Raw genomic sequence first — 19,673 nt, 5'->3', positions numbered from 1 at the left:
GTACGGTCGACGCGTCCTCGGTGAGCGAGTCCGGCGGGGCCACGGGCGCCTCCTGTCCGCTGATCGGCCTGTTCCGTCCCAGCCGACCTTAGGAAGGGCTGATTACGCGGACGTCACCTCGGCTGATCATCGGGAGTTAAGCGCACCGCACAGGGCCCCGCCGGGCGGTGTGAGCTGCCGCCCCGCGCCCGGTCCGGCCACCGAAATAGCCATTCTCGTGTGACGTCGGTCACGCCCGACTATCGTGACGGCAATGAGCTCTACGGGGGTCTTTCTGCTCGGCATGGTCGGTGCGCTGGCGCCGGAGATCGTGCGCGTGTACGAGATTCGCAGCGATCCGTCACGCTTTCAGTGGTCGTGGTTCTACGTCGCGGCCTCGCTGGCCTTCGCGGGGCTCGGCGGGGTGCTCGCGCTGATTCTGCCCGCCACCACCTACTGGGGTGCGCTGTACATCGGGGTGTCCACGCCGGTGCTGGTGAACTCCATGGTGCGCAAGGGACGGGAGCGTTCCCGGACCCCGTTGCGGTCGTGGCCGCCGGCCACCGCTCGGTATTCGCTGGTCGACTCCTTCGTGTACGCGCTGTAGATCATGGATCTCGGGCCGTCCCACGGCATCAGGTTCCGTTTCGACGACGGGCTGCTCGGTGCCGTCCTGCTCGACATGCATCGCAAGCCCCTGCTCCCCGTGCGGGAACACCTCACGGGTGCGGGCGTCCACGCCGAGCCACCGACCGCGCCGGAGGTGCCGGCGACCCGTGCGCGACAGCGACTCGGCGTGGGCGAGCGGGAACTGGACCTGGTCGCCACGCACGACGACGGGATCACCTCAACCCTTGAGCAGCGCTTCGACCTGCGTGCCCCGATGGACTGGTGGCTGGACGTCGACGGCACCGCGGAACCGACCGGACAGGGCGTTGGCTATCGCTTGTCCGGCAACGTCACGCTGACCGTTCAAACGCCTGAGCCGTGGGAGGTCCATCGGGGCGGGCTGCGTGTCGCGTTACCGGCCGGCAGCTCCACCGTGGTGCTGGCCGTGTCCAGCAGACCCATTTTCGATGTCGGCGAGACCCTCGTCGTCTGTCGCCCCGACCAGATGGTGGAGGCGGCCGTCGTCGCGTCCTGCCTCCCCACGGATCGGCTGACGCCCGTCATCGCCCTCGAACCTCCGCCGATGACCGAGACCGACTACATCCGGCTGTACGACGAGTTCGATCGCAGCAAGGAAAACACGCTGCGGCTCGTGGGGACACCGCTGGGCCGTGCCGAGGTGGTGTCCGGCAGTCCGGAGCTCCAGCTGCGGGCGCTGCGGAATTTCGCCGAGCACGCGTCGCTCGCCAAGGCCCTGAGCGAGTACCGGTCCTGGCTCAAGCACAACGAGATGATCTCCGGCCTGGTGTCCCGGCTGGGCGTCGGGCGCGCGGTGTTCCTGCACGACTTCGCGCCGGAGGAGCTCAACACCGTCGATCCCGGTATGCGTGAACGGCTCGACCAGGAGTGGGAGGCGCACACCGGCGAGAACGCCGACGACCCGGGCGACCGGATGTTCGGTGACGTACCGGAGACGCTGCGTCTGCGGTGGACCGGCCTCGCCGACCTCACCACCGCCGCATGGCGGTCGTTGCGCGATCCGGCGGGCGAACCGGAGCGAACGATCGAGGTCTGCGCTCACGACAGCGGGAGCTGCGTCGCCGCGCTGTTCGTCGCCCTGCGTACGGGGGCGGCGCTGCGTGCGGTCGACCGTCCGGGTACCGGGCTCGACGCGCTGTTCACCGAGGCCAACCCCGACTCCGACGAGGCGGTCCTGGTCGAGAACACGGCCGATGTGAGCGCGCTGTGGGCCGCGCTCTACGCCCACCACCGCGGCGCACGTCTGGTGATCACTCCCCGACCCGACCTCGGCCCGGTCCGACAGGCGGTCGACGAGCGGCAACGCCGGATCACGGCCACCGGCCGGGCGATCGACGCCGCGAACAGGGGCGAGGAGGACGAGGGCGCGCGAGGCGGGGGCGCCGACGTCGAAGCGGGGGGCGTGCAGGGGAGGGGGGTCGCGTTCGCCTCCGGACTTCGGCGGTGGCTGCCGTACCCCGGGAGGAACCCCTACCGACGGCTGGAAGAGGCGGTGACGGCGCAGGTCCCGAACGCCGCGGTCGCCGCCGTCGGCGAGCGCAGACTGACCGCGTTCACCACGGGGTTGCCGTACTCGTTCGTCCGGACCCCGCAGGCGGACTGGTCGCGCAAGCCGATCGGTCACGTCGCGGCCGATCCGGCGCTGATCGTCCTGAACGAGCTCTACAGCGAGGGCATCGAACGATCGCCCGGCGCGTTCAGTCTCGTGTTCGATCCGGGCTTCTTCAAGGTCTCGGAAACCGAGGACGTGATGCGGTCCGTGGGCGGCCACTTCACCCACCCCATCCTGCTGCCCGGACCGGACGAGGTCATGCTCGGGGCACTGCAGTCCCTCCCCAAGGACCTGCCGGTCGAGTTGATCTTCTTCAACACGCACGGTCTGGACGACGGGATCGTGCTGGGCGAGCGGTACACCCTGCCGAACTGGCGGATTCCGCAGTGGGTGACGCTGCCGCACCGGCCCGTGGTGTTCAACAACTCCTGTCAGTCCTGGACGGGGGTCGGCCGGGAGTTCGTCCGGGTCGGCGCTCGTGGGTACATCGGCTCACTGTGGAGCGTCCCGGCGAAGCCGGCAGCCGATTTCGGACGGACCGTGGTGCACCGCATCACCGCGGAGGAGGCCGCGGTGTGTGCCGCCATCGTGAACACCGGACTACCCCCTCGGATCGAGCGGTCCTACATCTACGTGGGGACCGCCAACGGGCGCCTGGACCAGTGGCGGGACCGGGCCGCGACGGCAGGCGAGGCGGCGCTCGCGGAGTGCTCGATGCTCGGCCGGGCCGCCCTCGACAACGACGGCGACCTGGCACGCCTGTTGCACCGGGAGATCACGGCCCTGCGCCGAACGGTCGAGGCCACGCCGCACGGCCGGACGGTGTCCTGCCTGGACGTCCTCCTGATCGAACTCGGACTGACCGTCACGGCCGAGCCCCTCGACGAGGCGGCCGCACATGAACTGGCGGTGAAAATCGACTCGTTGCTGAGCCTGCTCGACCTGCCCGAGGACGCCGCCGACCGACGCCGGGCCACCCGGTTCGAACTGACCGGCACTCTCCATGAGCGCACGGGGGCGTTGGCCGCGGCGCTCGCGGACCTGCGGCGCAGCGTGGCGTACGGCGAGGCCTGCGGCAACCGGGCGAACCTCCTGCTGCGCATGACGGAGATGCACATGAAGCAGGGTGACTTGGAGGAGCCCCTCCGGCTGGCTCAACGCGCTCGCGCCCTCTTCCTGGACGAGGACGATCAGAGGGGATTGCTGCGCACGAGCGGGGTGTTGGGCCAGCTGAGCAAGAGGCTGGGCCGCCGCGACGAGGCGATGCGCCACGCCCGGGACGGCTATGCCCGCGCGGTCCACCTCGCGGACCGGCGGGAGCAGGGCGCGTTCAAACTCGACGAGGCGACCCTGCACCAGGTGGGCGGGAACGTGGACGCCGCGATCGCCGCCGCCACCGAAGCGCTGGACCTCTTCCGCGTCGGCCGGCACGACCACGGCGAACTGGCCGCCGTGGGCAGGCTGTGCATGTGCCACCTGGACAAGGGCGACCTGGAGACCTCCGAGCGGTACGCCACGACCGGACTGGTGCAGGCGCAGAAGCTCGGGCTCCCGGTCGAGACGGCGTGCTTCCACCGGGACGTCGGCGAGACACTGGCCCGGCGCGGGCACGACGCGCAGGCTCTGCCCCACTATCGCGACGCGGCCGACATCCTGGTCGGGCTCGGTCACTGGGAACTCGCCGCACCCATGCTCGCCTCGTTGAACGACTGCGCCGCACGCCTGGAGGACGCGGACGCCCTGTGGTCGACCGCGATGTGGGGCAGCAGCCTCTGCTCAGCGGTCGAGCGGCATCTGTGGGAGATGGTGCTGCCCCTTGTCGTCGACGCGCTCAAGACAGCGATCGTGGTCGGCACCTTCGACACGACGAAACACCGCTTGGGCGACCTGCTGGCAGTCGCCCCGGCCGACCTGAGCGAGGACCGTCCCGAACAGATGCGGTTCCTGGGCGGTGTGCTCACGCTCGTGGTGCATTGGCTGACCGGACGCGACCAGGCGGGCGTCACCAGCCTGGCCCGTCTCCTCGACGGCCAGGTCGAGGGAGTCGAACTCGGCCTGGAGGAGTTCGTGTCCCTGCCCTACTTCCGACGCGCGCCCCGCCACGGCGTCCCCCTCGACCGCCGCACCGGCGGCGCATGAGCCGGCGGCGGTGTCCGGCCCGGCGGCCTGCTCCCGGCTCGCCCAGGCCGTCAATGTCTTCAACATGGCTGGATGACGACTGTGCGAAACCTGTACTACGCCCCCGGTCCGGACGTTACCGTTCGGTAGACAACGTGCTCACGGAGGTGTCCCGCAATGACGCTCGACCGTTCCGCAGGCCTGGCGGAGTCCGCTCGCGCACTGTCCGAAGGGGAAGTGACGTCCCGTGCGCTCGTCGAGCGGACGCTGGCACGGATCGAGGCCACCCAGGGGACCCTGAACGCCTTCCGGATCGTCCGCGCCGAGGCCGCCCTCGCCGAAGCGGACGCCGCAGACCGGGAGTTGGCGTCCGGAGCGCGGCGGCCGCTGCTCGGGGTGCCGGTGGCGGTCAAGGACGACATGGACGTGGCGGGCGAGCCGACCGCCTTCGGCTGCCCGGGCGAGTACCCGCCGGTGGCCGAGGACGGCGAGGCGGTACGGCGGCTGCGCGCGGCCGGTGCCGTGATCGTCGGCAAGACGAACACCTGCGAGCTCGGCCAGTGGCCGTTCACCGAGGGACCCGCCTTCGGCGTCACCCGCAACCCGTGGAACGGGGAGCACACCCCGGGCGGCTCGTCCGGCGGTTCGGCGGCGGCGGTGGCCGCCGGTCTGGTGCCGGCCGCGCTCGGCTCCGACGGCGCCGGATCGGTCCGCATCCCGGCCTCCTGGACCCATCTGATCGGCATCAAGCCACAGCGCGGCCGTATCTCGACCTGGCCGCGCGGCGAGTCCTTCCAGGGCATCACGGTCAACGGCACGCTGGCCCGGACGGTCGCCGACGCGGCGCTGCTCCTCGACGCGGCGAGCGGCAACCACGCGCGGGATCCGCACCAGCCCCCGGCCCTGAGCGCCTCGGAGGCGGTCGGCCGCGAACCCGGGCGGCTGCGCATCGCGCTCTCCCTGAAGCCGCCGTTCACCGCGGTGCCCGCGCGGCTGCGGCCGGAGGTGAAGGCCCGGATCCTCGAACTCGCCGGGAAACTGGCCGCGTTGGGGCACACGGTCGAGGAGGCGGATCCGCCGTACGGACAGATCGGGCTGACCTTCGTCCCCCGGGCCACCGTCGGACTCGCCGAGCACGTCAGCGAGGCACCGCACCCCGCGCTGCTCGACCGGCGCACCCGCGACGCGGCCCGGCTGGGCCGGCTGCTCGGCGGGGCCCCGCTGCGGGTGGCCCGGCGCGCGGAGGCGACGCTGCACCGGCGCATCGGCGCGTTCTTCGGGACGTACGACGTGATGCTCGCCCCGACGACGGCCGCTCCCCCGCCCCGGATCGGCGCGATGCTCCCGCTGGGCGGTATGGCCACCGACCGCGCCATGATCGCCGCCTGTCCGTACGCCTGGCCGTGGAACGTCCTCGGCTGGCCCGGGGTGAACGTCCCGGCCGGCTTCGTCGACGGGGGTCTGCCGGTCGGCGCCCAGCTCCTCGGCCCGGCGAACAGCGAGACCTTGCTGCTCTCCCTCGCCGCCCAGTTGGAGGCGGAGCTGCGCTGGCACGAGCTGTGGCCGCCGCAGCACCTCGCCACGGATTCCCCGGCGGCCTGAGGGCCTTGGGCACGTACCCTGTGACCATGGACGATGCGTCGTTGGTCGGGCTCATGGGGCGGGTCACGGGGACGATCGGGCCCGGGCTCGTCGGCGAGGTGATCGTCCGGGTGCGCGGGGGTGCGGAGCACTTCCTCGCGTACGCCGCGGACGGACGCGGCCGGATCGAGTGCGGAACGGTGGTCATGGTGGTGGAACACCTGCCGCCGAGAACGGTCTACGTCACTGCCGCCTACGACAATTGAGCACGCTCCGCCGCAGGTGAGAAGCCGGTATCAAGATTGCGACAAGGAACCGTCAGCGTCTTCACCCGGGCCTTGCACGGGAGCACACTCCCTTCGTTCGGTGCCGAAAGGGCACCATGCAAAGGGGGCGTATGCCGATGGTTGTCGGCGTCGTTGCGGGAGTGGTGGTCGTTGCCGCTCTCGTGTTGATCGGTCTCTTCAAGATGATGTGGCGGGTCGCCGAACCGAACGAGGCGCTCATCATCTCCGGTTCGAAGCATCGGACCGAGGGTCTTGAGGAGGGCATGGGATTTCGCATCGTCACCGGGCGCGGCACGCTGGTGCTGCCCGGTGTGCAGGCGGTGCGCAAGCTCTCCCTGGACCTGAACGAGACCGAGCTGCAAGTGGACTGCGTGACCCACCAGGGCATCCCGCTCAAGGTGCGGGGCGTGGTCATCTTCAAGGTCGGCGACGACTTCGTGTCGATCGCCAACGCCGCCCGCCGTTTCCTCGACCAGCAGAAGCTGATGTCGGAGCGGGTGCACAACGTCTTCGCCGGTCATCTGCGCTCCATCGTGGGCGGGTTGACCGTCGAGGACATGATCCGCGACCGGGAGAAGCTCACGGGGCAGACCCGGGCGGCCTGTGGCACGGAGATGGAGAAGCTCGGCCTGATCGTCGACTCGCTGCAGATCCACGAGATCGAGGACCCGACGGGGTACATCCAGAACCTGTCCATGCCGCACGCGGCGGCCGTGCAGCGGGACGCGCGCATCGCGCAGGCGGAGGCGAATCGTGTCGCCACCGAGGCGGAGCAGCAGTCCTACGCCCGGATGGCGGAGGCCACCCGGGACAGCGAGATCCTCCAGGCCGGCTACCAGGCCGAGCGGGACAAGGCGGGGGCCAAGGCCCGCCAGGCCGGTCCCCTCGCCGACGCGGCCGCCCGGCAGGAGGTCGTGGTCCAGGAGACGCGGGTCGCCGAACTGGAGGCCCACCGGCGCGAGCAGCAGCTCCAGGCGGACGTGCGCAAGCCCGCCGATGCCCGGGCCTACGAGAAGCGCACGCTGGCCGAGGCCGAGCGCGACGCCCGGATCTCGGCCGCGCAGGCCAAGGCGAGGGAGACGGAGCTCGCGGCGGCGGCCGAGGCGACCCGGGTCAAGACGGCCGCGGGTGCCGAGGCCGAGGCGACCAAGGCCCGTGGTGCCGCCACCGCGGCGGCCACCCGGGCCACCGGTGAGGCCGAGGCCGCCTCCGCCCAGGCGAAGGGTCTGGCGGCGGCCGAGGCGACCAAGGCCAAGGGTCTCGCCGAGGCGGAGGCCATCAAGGCACGCGCCTTTGCCCTCGCCGAGAACCAGGAGGCGGTCGTCGCCCAGCAACTCGCCGAGAACTGGCCGGAGATCGTCCGGGCGGGCGCGTCCGCGTTCGGCAATGTGGACAACATGGTGCTGCTCAACGGCGCCGACGGTATGTCCGAACTGTTCGCCAAGGCGCTCACCATGGGCGGCACCGGTCTGGGCCTGGCCCGGCAGCTGCTCGCCTCGATGAACCAGAACGGGCAGACCCCGACCGGGACTTCGTCCCTCAACGGGGTCGCGACGCCGCCGCCGTCCCAGAAGGTGCCGGTGGAGAAGGAGTAGAGGTGGTGACGCACTGACGCGGTTCACGGGGGCACCCTCTAAGGTGCCCCCGTGACTGCGTTTACCGAAGAGAACGTCCCCGGCCGCCACGGCCCCACCGCGACCACCGAGGCCGACCCCCGCAAGGTGGGCCGGGTGCGCACCGAGTACTCGCCCGCGCACGACGGCGACCCGGATCCCGGCGAGATCGTGTGGACCTGGGTGCCCTTCGAGGAGAACGACGGGCGGGGCAAGGACCGGCCGGTCCTCGTCGTCGCCCGGGAGGCCGCCGGAACGTTTCTCGCGGTGCAGCTGTCCAGCAAGCGGCACGACGGCGACCGCGAGTGGGTGGCGATCGGCAGCGGTCCCTGGGACCGCACCGGGCGCGACTCCTGGGTGGACGTGGACCGGGTGCTCCGGCTGCATGAGGAGGGCATGCGGCGCGAGGCCTGCGCCCTGGACCGGGGCCGGTTCAACCTGGTCAGGCACCGGCTCCACGAGCGCTACGGCTGGAGCTGAGGCTCCCCGAAGGCCCGTACGAAGGCCTCGCGCACCACGGCCCCCGGCGTGCGGTCCAGGATTCCGAACACCACGTGCTCGAAGGTCCCCGCGAACCGGCCGCCGGGGCCGATCAGCGCCCGGAAGGCGCCCGCGACCTGGGCGGGGTCGTTCTGGAAGACCCCGCAGCCCCAGGCGCCCAGCACCAGTCGCCGGTAGCCGTGCGCCGCGGCGGTCTCCAGCACCCGCTCGGCGCGCGACGCGAGGGCTCGTGGCAGCTCGGGCGTCCGCTCCGGGGCCGTGCGCCGCACGACCCCGGCGTTCGGGGCGGCCGCCGTCAGGAAACCGGCCGAGAACGGCTCGGCCAGCAGGCTGCCGCGGTCGTCCCGGAAGACGGGCACGGCGGGTGAGTGGATGACACGGTCCGTGTAGAACGGGTCGCGGTGGGCGCGGTGGTGGTCGTAGAACTCCCGGGCCCGCAGCAGGCAGGTGTACAGGGCCGAGGCGCGGCACAGGGCCTCTTCCTGGGCCTGAGCGCCGCCCAGGTAGCCGCCGCCGGGATTGCGGGCCGAGGCGAAGTTCAGCACGGCGACCGGTTCTTCGAGGCGGCGGGCCGCCTCCAGGCTGCTCTCCCCGGTGACCTCGACGACCGTGGCCGTCCCGGGCGCGTCCGGGACCGGGACCGGGTCGGGCCCGTACATGCGGGTGCCCTCGCACGCGGCGTCGATCGCCGCGGCCAGGGACACCTCGCGGCCGCCGGGCGCGTGGTACGCCCCGGCCGCCACGATCTGTTCGGTTTCCTGCGCGACACCGCGCAGCCGCGCGCTCATGGCGCAACCCCCGTGTGCGCCACGACCGCGCGCCGCGCGGCTTCCCCCGTTGTGCTCATGAACGCATCGTGAGCGATGCTGGTCCTCAGGTGCAACAGAGTTTTCCGGCCCCGGAAACGCCCGGGAAACGGAGATTACGTATCGCGAACGCGCCGAAGCGCACCCTTGTGCGAATCGGCGCGAGCGTCTTGGGTGGGACGAGTGCCTCCGAGCCGGCCTTGTCGAACACCGGAGCGGTGGCATCACGGAATCTTTGAGAGGATCCCGATATGTCCGATTCGGTGGAAGACTGTGGCGACTGTACGGATCCCCGTGCGGCCGTCACCGAGGCCGAAGTGGAGGCCCTGGTCCGGGGCATCTGCTTCAAGACGGGCCCGCCCAGGTGTCTCGGGGTCGAAGTGGAATGGCTCGTCCACGAGCTGCGCCGGCCGCAGCTCTCCGTGACACCCGAACGACTCGAAGCGGCCTATGCCGCACTGCGCACCGTGCCCCTGGAGTCGGCGCTCACCGTGGAGCCCGGCGGCCAGCTGGAGCTGAGCTCGCCGCCCGCCGCCTCCCTGATGGAGTGCATCGGCACCGTCTCCGCCGACCTGGACGCCGTGCGCGCCGTACTGGCCGAGGACGGCCTCGGCCTCGCCGGCTTCGGCCACGACCCGTGGCACGCTCCCCGCCGTTTCCTGCGCCGGCCGCGCTACGACGCCATGGAGACCTGCCTGGACCGTACCGGCACGGCGGGCCGCCACATGATGTGCTCGTCGGCCTCCGTGCAGGTGTGCGTGGACGCCGGTCACGAGGAGCCCGGCCCGCTGGGCCACGGGCGCCGCTGGTGGCTGGCCCACCAGCTGGGCCCGGTCCTGGTGGCCGCGTTCGCCAACTCCCCGCTGGTCGGTCACCGGCCCACGGGCTGGCGGTCCACCCGGCAGCTGCACTGGACGGAGATCGGCCCGGACCGGGCGGGCGCTCCCCCGCTGAACGGGGACCCGCGCGGGGCCTGGGCGCGGCACGTGCTGGACGCCCCGGTGATGTGCGTACGCCGGGACGACGGCGCGTGGGACGTGCCCGAGGGGCTCACCCTGCGGGAATGGACCCGGTCGGGCGTGCCCAGGCCGCCGACGCGCGAGGACGTCGACTACCACCTCACGACGCTGTTCCCGCCGGTCAGACCGCGCGGCCACCTGGAACTGCGCATGATCGACGCACAGCCCGGCGACGACGGGTGGATCGTGCCGCTCGCGGTGACGGCGGCGCTGTTCGACGACCCGGAGGCCGCCGAGACGGCCTACCGCACCGTGAAACCGCTGGCCGAGCGGGCCCTGAACCTGCCCGCTCCGCACAACCCGCTGTGGATCGACGCGGCCCGTGACGGGCTGCGCGACCCCGAGCTGCACGAGGCCGCCACGGTCTGTTTCGCGGCGGCACTTCGGGCCCTGCCCCGGCTCGGCGCCACACCCGAGGTCACGGGCGCCGTCGCGGCGTACATCGACCGCTATGTCGCGCGGGGCCGCTGCCCCGCCGACGACCTGCTGGACCGTGTGCGCGGCACGGCCCTCCCCCCGTCCCGGCTTCGCTCGATCAGGGGCACCTCCACCATCCACGGGAAGGACATCCGCACATGACCGCCCCCGAACTCGACGCCGAGGACCTGCGCCGGCGCGCGCTGGCCTCGCTCCTCACCGCCCGCGACCGCACGACCCTGCTCACCAGTTGCATCGAGGACCCCGATCTCACCGCCCAGCACTCGCCGCTGATGTCCCCGCTGGTGTGGGACCTCGCCCACATCGGCAACCAGGAAGAGCTGTGGCTGCTGCGCACGGTCGGCGGCCGGGAGCCGATGCGGCCCGAGATCGACAGCCTGTACGACGCCTTCGAGCACCCGCGGTCCGAACGGCCCTCGCTGCCGCTGCTGGCGCCCGCCGAGGCCCGCCGGTACGCGGCCGACGTGCGCGGCCGGGCACTGGACCTGCTGGAGAGCACGGCCCTGCACGGTACGCGGCTGACCGAGGCGGGCTTCGCCTTCGGGATGATCGCGCAGCACGAACAGCAGCACGACGAGACGATGCTGATCACCCATCAGCTGCGCAAGGGGCCGCAGGCCCTGACCGCCCCGGACCCGGACCCGGCACCGCCGTTCACCGGCCCCACCGAAGTCCTCATACCCGGCGGCCCGTTCACCATGGGCACCTCCACCGAACCCTGGGCGCTGGACAACGAACGCCCCGCGCACCGGCGCGAGGTGGCGCCCTTCCACATCGACACCACCCCGGTGACGAACCGCCGGTACCAGGCGTTCATCGAGGACGGCGGCTACGAGGACGAGCGCTGGTGGGCGCCGGAGGGCTGGGCGCACATCCGGCAGCACGCCATCACCGCGCCGCTGTTCTGGCGCCGGGAGGGCGGGCAGTGGCTGCGGCGCCACTTCGGCGCCACGGAGGTCGTCCCGCCCCACGAGCCGGTGCTGCACGTGTGCTGGTACGAGGCCGACGCGTACGCCCGCTGGGCCGGACGCCGGCTGCCCACCGAGGCGGAGTGGGAGAAGGCGGCCCGCCACGACCCCGCCGCCGACCGCTCGACGCGCTATCCGTGGGGCGACGCGGATCCGGCGCCGGAGCACGCCAACCTGGGCCAGCGGCACCTGCGGCCGGCGCCCGCGGGCAGCTACCCGGCCGGCGCGTCCCCGCTGGGCGTACGGCAGTTGATCGGTGACGTGTGGGAGTGGACGTCGAGCGAGTTCCTGCCGTACCCGGGCTTCACCGCCTTCCCGTACAAGGAGTACTCGGAGGTGTTCTTCGGGTCCGAGTACAAGGTGCTGCGCGGCGGTTCGTTCGCCGTGGACCAGGTGGCCTGCCGGGGCACGTTCCGCAACTGGGACTATCCGATCCGCCGGCAGATCTTCTCCGGCTTCCGCACCGCCCGCTCGGGGGACGTCTGATGTGCCGTCATCTGGCGTACCTGGGCCCCGAGGAGCCGCTCGGCCGGCTGCTCGTGGAGCCCCCGCACGGCCTGTACCGCCAGTCGTGGGCACCGCGCCGGCAGCGCTACGGGACGGTCAACGCCGACGGATTCGGGGTGGGCTGGTACGCGGCGGACGATCCCGTGCCCGCCCGCTACCGGCGGACCGGCCCGATCTGGGCGGACCCGTCCTTCACCGACCTGGCCCGGGTGGTGCGCACCGGCGCGCTGCTCGCCGCGGTGCGGGACGCGACCCTGCCGGGCGCGGACGGGGAGGCCGCGGCGGCCCCGTTCGCCGCGGGCCGCTGGCTGTTCAGCCACAACGGCGCCGTCGCGGACTGGCCGCGGTCGATGGCGTCCCTGGTCCCCGGGCTGCCCCCGGTGGACCTGCTGTCGATGGAGGCGCGCACCGACTCGGCGTTCGTCTGGGCCCTCGTGCTGCACCGGCTGCACGCCGGGGACGAGCCCGGGCAGGCCCTGGTCCACACGGTCCGCGCGGTCGCCGAGGCGGCCCCCGCGTCCCGGCTCAACCTGCTGCTCACCGACGGCGAGACCATCACCGCCACCGCCTGGGGCGACACCCTCTGGCACCGCACGGAGCCCGGCCGTCTCACGGTAGTCGCCTCCGAGCCGTACGACGACGATCCGCACTGGCAGGAGGTGCCCGACCGCACGCTGCTCTCGGCGAGCCGAACCGGCGTGCGGCTCGCCCCGGTCGAGGACCGGGCACCCTCCCCCACCCTCGACTCCGTTCGAGCGGGGGAATCCCCATCTCCGAAGGAGCCCTGTACGTGAGCCCGCTGTACGTCACCCGCACACTCCCCGAGGACGCGACGGACGCCGCGCTGCGCGCCGATGTCCGCAGCGGCCTCGCCGCCACCCCCAAGACGCTGCCGCCGAAGTGGTTCTACGACGCCCGGGGCAGTGAGCTGTTCGACAAGATCACCGAGCTGCCCGAGTACTACCCGACGCGGGCCGAGCGCGAGATCCTCGACGCCCGGTCCGGCGAGATCGCGGCGGCCGCCCACGCCCGCACGCTGGTGGAACTGGGCTCCGGCTCCTCCGAGAAGACCCGCTACCTGATCGACGCGCTCACCGACCTGGACACCTATGTGCCGGTCGACGTCAGCGAGAGCGCGCTCACCCGGGCCGGGCAGTCGCTCGTCGAGGAGCGGCCCGGGCTCGCCGTGCACGCGCTGATCGCCGACTTCACCGGCCGGCTGACCCTGCCCGCGACGCCCGGCCCCCGGCTGATCGCCTTCCTGGGCGGCACGATCGGCAACCTGCTGCCCGCCGAACGGGCCGAGTTCCTCGCCTCCGTACGACAGTTGATGTCACCGGGCGACACCCTGCTGCTGGGCACGGACCTGGTCAAGGACGAGCGGGTCCTGGTGCGGGCGTACGACGACGCGGCCGGAGTGACCGCCGAGTTCAACAAGAACGTGCTGGCCGTGATCAACCGGGAGCTGGGCGCCGACTTCGATCCGGACGCCTTCGAGCACGTGGCGCGCTGGGACGCGCAGCACGAGTGGATCGAGATGCGGCTGCGGTCGCTCACGGAGCAGTCCGTGAAGGTTCCGGCGCTCGAACTCGCCGTCGACTTCGCGGCGGGCGAGGAACTGCGCACCGAGGTGTCCGCGAAGTTCCGCAGGGACGGCGTCGCCGCCGAACTCGCCGGGGCGGGCCTGGAGCTGACCCACTGGTGGACGGACGCGGAGGGCCGGTTCGCGCTGTCGCTGAGCACGGTCCGGTGAGTCAGCCGAGGCCCGGCGCCAGGGCGTCGGTGATCCGGCGGGAGGCACGGCGGGCCTCGGCCTGCGGGTCGGCGCCCCCGAGCACCCGGGTCATGTACTCCTTGATGGGGTTGTCGGCCTCGACCGCCGTCCACTGAGGCGTGCTGGGGGTCGCCCGGCCGTGCGCGGCTCCGGCCGCCATGGCGGCGACCCCCTCCTCCCCGGCCACGGCGCCCGCCAGGGTCGTCTTGTTGGGGACGTAGTTCATGGTGCGGGCCAGCTCGGTGTCCCACTTGGCGCCGGTGAGCGCGGCGACGACGGCGACGGCTCCGTCCTCGTTGCCGGTGTTGCGCGGGACGACGAGGTCGGATCCGCCGGTGAAGACGGTGCCGGGCCGTTGCGCGGACTTGCCGGGCACGGGGAAGTAGCCCAGTTCGCCGTCGAGTTCGGGGTTCTTCTGGACGATGGCCTGGGCGAGGCCCGGCACGGCCACGATCTGTGCCACCCTGCCGTTCGCGAACACGCCCGCCTGGGGCGGGTGTTCCTCGTCGGAGCCGACGGGTCCGGCGCCGAGCGCCTGCAGCCGGCGGTAGAAGTCCATGCCACGCAGGGCGGCCGGGGAGTCCAGGGCGCCCTTCCAGAGGCCGTCCGTGTGCCGGGCGAGGTCGCCGCCCTCGTCCCAGATGAACCCGGAGAGCGTGTACCAGTCCTGTCCGGCCAGGTAAATCCCCTGGTTCCCGGCGGAGTTGAGCCGCTCGGTGTCGGCGAGCCACTGCTCGCGGGTCTTCGGCGGGGCGCTGATGCCCGCCTTCTCGAACAGGTCCTTGCGGTAGATGACGACGCGGTTGGCCGCGTACCAGGGGATGCCGTACTGCTGGGTGTCCTCCCGGCCGGGTTCGGCGAGGCCGGGCAGCCAGCGGTCCTTGCCCCAGTCGCGCATCGACTCCAGGGTCAGGTCGGTGAGCCGGCCGCCCTCCACGTACTGCGGGACCTGGGTGTTGCCGACCTCGATGACGTCGGGCCCGTTGTCGCCGTCCGACTTCAGCGCGGCCTGCACCTTGTCGACGATGCCGGTCCACTGCTGGATGCGGATGTCGAGCCGGAGGTCGTCGTGGCCGCGCTCGAAGTCCTCGGTGAAGCGGCGCAGGAACTCCTTCGAGGCGCTGTCCTTCATCAGCCACACGGTGACCGTCCGCCGGTGGCCACCGCTGTCCGGCAGCACGCCGCACCCGGCGGCGAGGGAGGCGGACACACAGACGAGGGCGAGGAGACGGCGTCGCAGCGGGGCGTGCCGCACATCGTGTCTCACGAGGGGTCCTGTTCTGTCTGACGGACAGGGCAAACGGGCCCGACGTGGGGGGAACGAGCACGTGGCTCGTACGGGTGTGCTGATTTTGGTATGGACCAATGCGGCGGTCAAGGGCTACCCCGGGGTACGGCCCCGACGTCTCGCGCTCCGCCCGCACATACGGCACGGTGGAGTGACGCGTGACACACCCGTCACGGCGCAGCGGCGCAGAGGAGCTCCCGCATGTCCAACCACACCTACCGGCTCACGGAGATCGTCGGCACCTCGCACGAGGGCGTCGACCAGGCCATCCGCAACGGCATCTCCCGCGCCAACGACACCCTGCGCAACCTGGACTGGTTCGAGGTCACCCAGGTGCGGGGCCAGATCGAGAACGGGCAGATCGAGCACTGGCAGGTCTGTCTGAAGGTGGGCTTCCGCATCGAGGGCGAGGACTGACCGCCCCGCGCGGGCGGACCGCTCCCCCCGGCCCCACCGCGCGCCTCAGGTACGGCCTTCCCGCTCCTGGGCGTCCTTCAGCGCGGCGGACTTCTTGGCCCAGCGCGCCCGTACGACCGTGAACCCGGCCCGTTCGGCGTCGTCGCACACCAGCTCGTCGTCGTCCACGAGGACGCGGATCACCCGGTCGCGGGCAAGGCGGCGCAAAATCTCCAGCTTGGTGTTCCGGGCGGGCCTGCGATCGGCGTCCCGCCGCATGTACACGCGCCCCTCGGGCAACCCGTGCCGGGCGAGCCAGTCCAGCGTGTCGAACCGGCAGCGCTCGGGCCGCCCGGTGAGATACACGACCTCGCACTCCCCCGCCAGCTCGCGGAGCAGGGCCACCCCCTCGGCGAGCGGCGGATCCTTCGGCGCCGCCGCGAAGAACCCCGCCCAGTCCCGCGGCCTGCGCTCCAGGAACCGCTGCCGGTGCCCGGTGTCGGCGAGGGTGTTGTCGAGGTCGAACACGGCGACCTGGGGTTCACTGCTGTCAGCCACCCGGCCACCCTAATCGGCGTCCCGCCGGACGGTCCGGGAATCCTGCGGCCTGACCTGTGTTGACATCCGTGTGACCTCGTTGACCGCCCGGACCCGCTTCTCCGTACTCGACCGCTCCCGTACGCGGGAGGGGCACACGCACGCCGAGGCGCTGCGGGACACCGTCGCGCTGGCGCGGGAGCTGGAAGAGCTGGGGTACCACCGGTTCTGGGTCTCCGAGCACCACGGCGTGCCCGGGGTCGCCGGGTCCGCGCCGACCGTGCTGGCCGCCGCCGTGGCCGGCGCGACCCGCACCATCCGGGTCGGCACCGGCGGGGTGATGCTGCCCAACCACCAACCCCTCGTCGTCGCCGAGCAGTTCGGGGTGCTGGAGTCGCTGTTCCCGGGGCGGATCGACATGGGTCTGGGTCGGTCCGTGGGCTTCACCGACGGCGTGCGCAGGGCGCTGGGGCGCGGCAAGGACGACGCCGAGGACTTCGCGGCCCAGCTCGACGAGCTGCTGGGCTGGTTCCGGGGGACCTCCCCGACCGGGGTGCACGCCCGCCCGGCCGAGGGGCTGAGCGTGCCCCCGTTCGTGCTGGCCATGGGCGAGGGCGCCAAGATCGCCGCCCGTGCGGGGCTGCCGATGGTCGTCGGCGACCTGCGCGACCGCGAGCGGATGCGGCGCGGCATCGACCACTACCGGGAGCACTTCCGGCCGTCGCCGTGGGCGTCGGAGCCGTACGTCGTCGTCTCGGGCACGGTGGCGGTGGCCGACACGCCCGAGGAGGCGCGGCGGCTGCTGATCCCGGAGGCGTGGTCCATGGCGTACGCGCGCACGCACGGCGCCTTCCCGCCCCTGCCGCCGGCCGACGACGCCGCCGCCCGCGATATGACCGCGAAGGAACGGGACTTCTACGCGTCCGGGCTCGCCGGGCACCTGGCCGGCACCGAGGAGCAGGTCGCCCACGAGCTGGAGACGCTGCTGAAGGAGACCGGCGCGCAGGAAGTCCTCGTGACCACCAGCACGTACGACCGTGGCGCCCTGCTGGACTCCTACCGGCGGCTGGCCGAGATCGTGAACCGGGCGAAGAACACCGGGCCCTGAGCCTTTGCGAGCCTAGGGGCCCCGAGCCTCCTCAGCCGGTCTCGTCCGTCTTCCGCGCCCCGGCCCCGGCCGGCTTGTCCGCCCGGATCACGACGGCGCCGTCGGCCGCGTCCACCACGGCCCGGTCGCCCGGGGCCAGTTCGCCGGACAGGAGCAGATCGGCGAGCCGGTCGTCCACCTCGCGCTGGATGGTACGGCGCAGCGGGCGGGCACCGAAGTCGGGCTGGTAGCCGATGTTCCCGAGCAGATCGGCGGCCGTGTCGGTGACCTCCATGTCGACGTCCTGGGCGTGCAGCCGGCGCCGGGTGTGCTCCAGGAGCAGGTCGACGATCTGGCGCAGCTGGCCGCGGTCCAGGCCGCGGAAGACGATGATCTCGTCGATGCGGTTGAGGAACTCCGGCCGGAAGTGCTGGTTCAGCACCGGCATCACCGACTCGCGGACCTTGGTGTAGTCCTCCACGCCGGAGGCCAGGATGCGGTCGGCGCCGATGTTGGACGTCATGATCACGACGGTGTTCTTGAAGTCGACGGTGCGGCCCTGGGAGTCGGTCAGCCGGCCGTCGTCGAGCAGCTGCAGCAGGGTGTTGAAGACGTCGGGGTGCGCCTTCTCGACCTCGTCGAGCAGCAGCACGGCGTACGGCTGCCTGCGCACCGCCTCGGTGAGCTGGCCGGCCTCCTCGTGGCCGACGTATCCGGGAGGCGCTCCGACCAGCCGGGAGACCGTGTGCCGCTCCTGGAACTCGCTCATGTCCAGCCGGATCATGCGGGTCTCGTCGCCGAACAGGGCCGCGGCGAGGGCGCGGGCGAGCTCCGTCTTGCCGACACCGGTGGGGCCGAGGAAGAGGAAGCTGCCCACGGGGCGGTTGGGGTCGCTCATGCCGGCCCGGGCGCGGCGGACGGCCCGCGCGACCGCGGTGATCGCCTCGTCCTGGCCGACGACGCGTTCGTGGAGGTGCTCCTCCAGTTTCATCAGCCGCTCGCGCTCCTCCTCGGTGAGCTGGGCGACGGGGATGCCGGTGGTGCGGGAGACGACCTCGGCGATGTCCTCGGCGGTGACCCTGGGCGCGTGCTCGTCCGCCTTGCCCATGTCGGCCCGCTCGCCCTCGGCGGCCTTGATCCGGTCGCGCAGTTCCTTGGCGCGCTCGTACTCCTCGTCGGCGACCGCCTGGTCCTTCTCCCGGTTCAGGGCGGCCATCCGGTCCTCGATCTCCCGGATGTCGGCGACAGGGGTCTTGGCGCGCAGCCGGACCCGCGCGGCGGCCTGGTCCATCAGGTCGATGGCCTTGTCGGGCAGGAAGCGGGAGGTGATGTAGCGGTCGGACAGCTCGGCCGCGGCGACGAGCGCCTCGTCGGTGATGCGGACCTGGTGGTGCGCCTCGTAGCGGTCGCGCAGGCCGCGCAGGATCTCGATGGTGTCGTCGACGGTGGGCTCGCCGACCAGGATCGGGGCGAACCGGCGCTCCAGGGCGGCGTCCTTCTCGATGTGCCGGCGGTACTCGTCGACGGTCGTCGCGCCGATGAGGTGCAGTTCACCGCGGGCCAGGGCGGGCTTGAGCATGTTGCCCGCGTCCATGGCGCCCTCGCCGCCCGCGCCGGCGCCGACGACGGTGTGCAGTTCGTCGAGGAAGAGGACGAGCTCGTCGGCGTGCTCCTGCACCTCGTCGAGCAGCTTCTTCAGGCGTTCCTCGAACTCGCCCCGGTACTTGGTGCCGGCCACCATGCCCGCCAGGTCCAGCGAGATCAGCCGCTTGCCCTCCAGGGTCCTGGGCACGTCCCCGGCGGCGATGCGCTGCGCGATGCCCTCGACGATGGCCGTCTTGCCGACGCCGGGGTCACCGATGAGCACGGGGTTGTTCTTGCTGCGCCGGGACAGGACTTCGATCGTCTGTTCGACCTCGTCGTCCCGTCCGATCACCGGGTCGAGGCGGCCGGCGTGGGCGTCCTCGGTGAGATCACGGCCGTACTCGTCGATGGTCGGCGTGCTGCTGGGCTTCCTGCGCTCGGCCGCGCCCTCGACGGGCATCCGGGTGGGCTCCCAGCCGCTCTCGGCGAGCTCCCGCCCGGCCGCCGATTCCGGATTCAGGGCAAGGGCCCGCAACAGGTGCTCGGGACCGATGTAGGAGGCCTCCTCGGCCCGGGAGAGCTGGTAGGCGTCCAGCAGGGCGCGCTTGGCGGCCGGGGTCAACGTGGCGGGCTCGGTCTTCTGGGCGCCCTCGGCACCGGCGCCGAGCCGCTCCCGGATCCGGTCGGGGTCCGCGCCCGCCTCGGTCATCAGCCGCCGGGTCGAGTCGTGCCGGGTGGCGGCGGCCAGCAGATGCCGGGCGTCGAGTTCGTCGCTGCCCTCCGCGGCGGCGATCTCCCGCGCCTCGGCGACCAGCTCGCGGGCCCGTTCCGAGAGCAGGCTGCCGATGTCGACCGTCTGTACCCGCCGGGAGGGCGAGGCCGGACCGGCCCCACCGAAGAATCGGTTCATCAGCTCGTCGAACTCCTCGAACGGGCTGCGTCCGAATCCGAAACCAGGAGTAGTCATGGGACGGACCTTTCTGCGGGAAC

General features: G+C 72.2%; 16 protein-coding genes. 12 read left to right on the top strand and 4 right to left on the bottom strand.

Annotated features, from left to right (window positions below; translation table 11 throughout):
* Positions 1 to 253 precede the first annotated feature (253 nt).
* The 6 genes from ACWGKT_RS00765 to ACWGKT_RS00740 all read left to right on the top strand — a co-directional run bounded on the left by ACWGKT_RS00765 (position 254) and on the right by ACWGKT_RS00740 (position 8,258).
* Positions 254 to 586, top strand: a complete 333-nt coding sequence (locus ACWGKT_RS00765) for a hypothetical protein (protein ID WP_453271890.1) — start codon at positions 254 to 256, stop codon at positions 584 to 586.
* 3 nt (positions 587 to 589) lie between these two features.
* The gene (locus tag ACWGKT_RS00760) at positions 590 to 4,318 is read left to right on the top strand and encodes a tetratricopeptide repeat protein (RefSeq protein ID WP_453271889.1); all 3,729 of its coding nucleotides are present in this window, start codon (positions 590 to 592) and stop codon (positions 4,316 to 4,318) included.
* Between the two features lie 156 nt (positions 4,319 to 4,474).
* Entirely contained in the window at positions 4,475 to 5,899 is a 1,425-nt protein-coding gene (locus ACWGKT_RS00755) for an amidase (RefSeq protein ID WP_453271888.1), read from the top strand.
* Positions 5,900 to 5,925: 26 nt separating this feature from the next.
* Positions 5,926 to 6,144: a hypothetical protein gene (locus ACWGKT_RS00750; RefSeq protein WP_235452363.1), complete on the top strand. Its 219-nt coding sequence runs from the start codon at positions 5,926 to 5,928 to the stop codon at positions 6,142 to 6,144.
* Positions 6,145 to 6,275: 131 nt separating this feature from the next.
* Positions 6,276 to 7,760, top strand: a complete 1,485-nt coding sequence (locus ACWGKT_RS00745; RefSeq protein WP_453271887.1) for a flotillin family protein — start codon at positions 6,276 to 6,278, stop codon at positions 7,758 to 7,760.
* Positions 7,761 to 7,811: 51 nt separating this feature from the next.
* Complete coding sequence (locus tag ACWGKT_RS00740) at positions 7,812 to 8,258, top strand: type II toxin-antitoxin system PemK/MazF family toxin (protein ID WP_453271886.1); 447 nt, start codon at positions 7,812 to 7,814, stop codon at positions 8,256 to 8,258.
* Here the strand turns inward: ACWGKT_RS00740 and ACWGKT_RS00735 are convergent.
* Positions 8,243 to 9,067, bottom strand: coding sequence for a TIGR02452 family protein (locus ACWGKT_RS00735; RefSeq protein ID WP_356144655.1), 825 nt, complete (start codon positions 9,065 to 9,067; stop codon positions 8,243 to 8,245). The genes ACWGKT_RS00740 and ACWGKT_RS00735 overlap by 16 nt on opposite strands.
* A gap of 269 nt (positions 9,068 to 9,336) precedes the next feature.
* Between ACWGKT_RS00735 and egtA the strand changes: the two genes are divergently transcribed.
* Genes egtA through egtD form a run of 4 tightly spaced genes read left to right on the top strand, consistent with a single transcriptional unit; the run spans position 9,337 to position 13,770 of the window.
* On the top strand, positions 9,337 to 10,683 hold the full coding sequence (egtA, locus tag ACWGKT_RS00730) for an ergothioneine biosynthesis glutamate--cysteine ligase EgtA (protein WP_453271885.1): 1,347 nt from the start codon (positions 9,337 to 9,339) through the stop codon (positions 10,681 to 10,683).
* Complete coding sequence (gene egtB, locus ACWGKT_RS00725; protein ID WP_453271884.1) at positions 10,680 to 11,996, top strand: ergothioneine biosynthesis protein EgtB; 1,317 nt, start codon at positions 10,680 to 10,682, stop codon at positions 11,994 to 11,996. Before egtA ends, egtB begins: the two co-directional genes overlap by 4 nt.
* Complete coding sequence (egtC, locus tag ACWGKT_RS00720; protein WP_453271883.1) at positions 11,996 to 12,811, top strand: ergothioneine biosynthesis protein EgtC; 816 nt, start codon at positions 11,996 to 11,998, stop codon at positions 12,809 to 12,811. The genes egtB and egtC overlap by 1 nt, the downstream gene beginning before the upstream one ends.
* Positions 12,808 to 13,770, top strand: a complete 963-nt coding sequence (egtD, locus tag ACWGKT_RS00715; RefSeq protein WP_453271882.1) for an L-histidine N(alpha)-methyltransferase — start codon at positions 12,808 to 12,810, stop codon at positions 13,768 to 13,770. Before egtC ends, egtD begins: the two co-directional genes overlap by 4 nt.
* 1 nt (position 13,771) lies before the next feature.
* Here egtD and ACWGKT_RS00710 read toward each other — a convergent pair whose 3' ends face one another.
* Positions 13,772 to 15,031 carry an extracellular solute-binding protein gene (locus tag ACWGKT_RS00710; RefSeq protein WP_453272082.1) on the bottom strand — a complete coding sequence of 420 codons (1,260 nt, stop codon included), beginning with the start codon at positions 15,029 to 15,031 and terminating at the stop codon, positions 13,772 to 13,774.
* A gap of 249 nt (positions 15,032 to 15,280) precedes the next feature.
* On the opposite strand from ACWGKT_RS00710, the gene ACWGKT_RS00705 reads away from it, so the two are divergent.
* Positions 15,281 to 15,496: a dodecin gene (locus ACWGKT_RS00705; protein ID WP_356144645.1), complete on the top strand. Its 216-nt coding sequence runs from the start codon at positions 15,281 to 15,283 to the stop codon at positions 15,494 to 15,496.
* 45 nt (positions 15,497 to 15,541) lie between these two features.
* On the opposite strand, the gene ACWGKT_RS00700 is transcribed toward ACWGKT_RS00705, so the two are convergent.
* The gene (locus ACWGKT_RS00700) at positions 15,542 to 16,033 is read right to left on the bottom strand and encodes a phosphatase domain-containing protein (RefSeq protein ID WP_356144643.1); all 492 of its coding nucleotides are present in this window, start codon (positions 16,031 to 16,033) and stop codon (positions 15,542 to 15,544) included.
* Positions 16,034 to 16,103: 70 nt separating this feature from the next.
* Here ACWGKT_RS00700 and ACWGKT_RS00695 point away from each other — a divergent pair, with 70 nt between their 5' ends.
* Positions 16,104 to 17,120 (top strand): LLM class flavin-dependent oxidoreductase, encoded by a 1,017-nt coding sequence (locus ACWGKT_RS00695; RefSeq protein WP_453271881.1) that lies wholly within the window; start codon positions 16,104 to 16,106, stop codon positions 17,118 to 17,120.
* A gap of 31 nt (positions 17,121 to 17,151) precedes the next feature.
* Here ACWGKT_RS00695 and ACWGKT_RS00690 read toward each other — a convergent pair whose 3' ends face one another.
* Positions 17,152 to 19,650, bottom strand: coding sequence for an ATP-dependent Clp protease ATP-binding subunit (locus tag ACWGKT_RS00690; RefSeq protein ID WP_453271880.1), 2,499 nt, complete (start codon positions 19,648 to 19,650; stop codon positions 17,152 to 17,154).
* Positions 19,651 to 19,673: the final 23 nt, after the last annotated feature.

Source organism: Streptomyces sp. NPDC054794 (genome assembly GCF_053611585.1).
The sequence above is the reverse complement of the archived record's forward strand: the minus strand, read 5'-3'. Positions and strand labels throughout refer to the sequence as shown.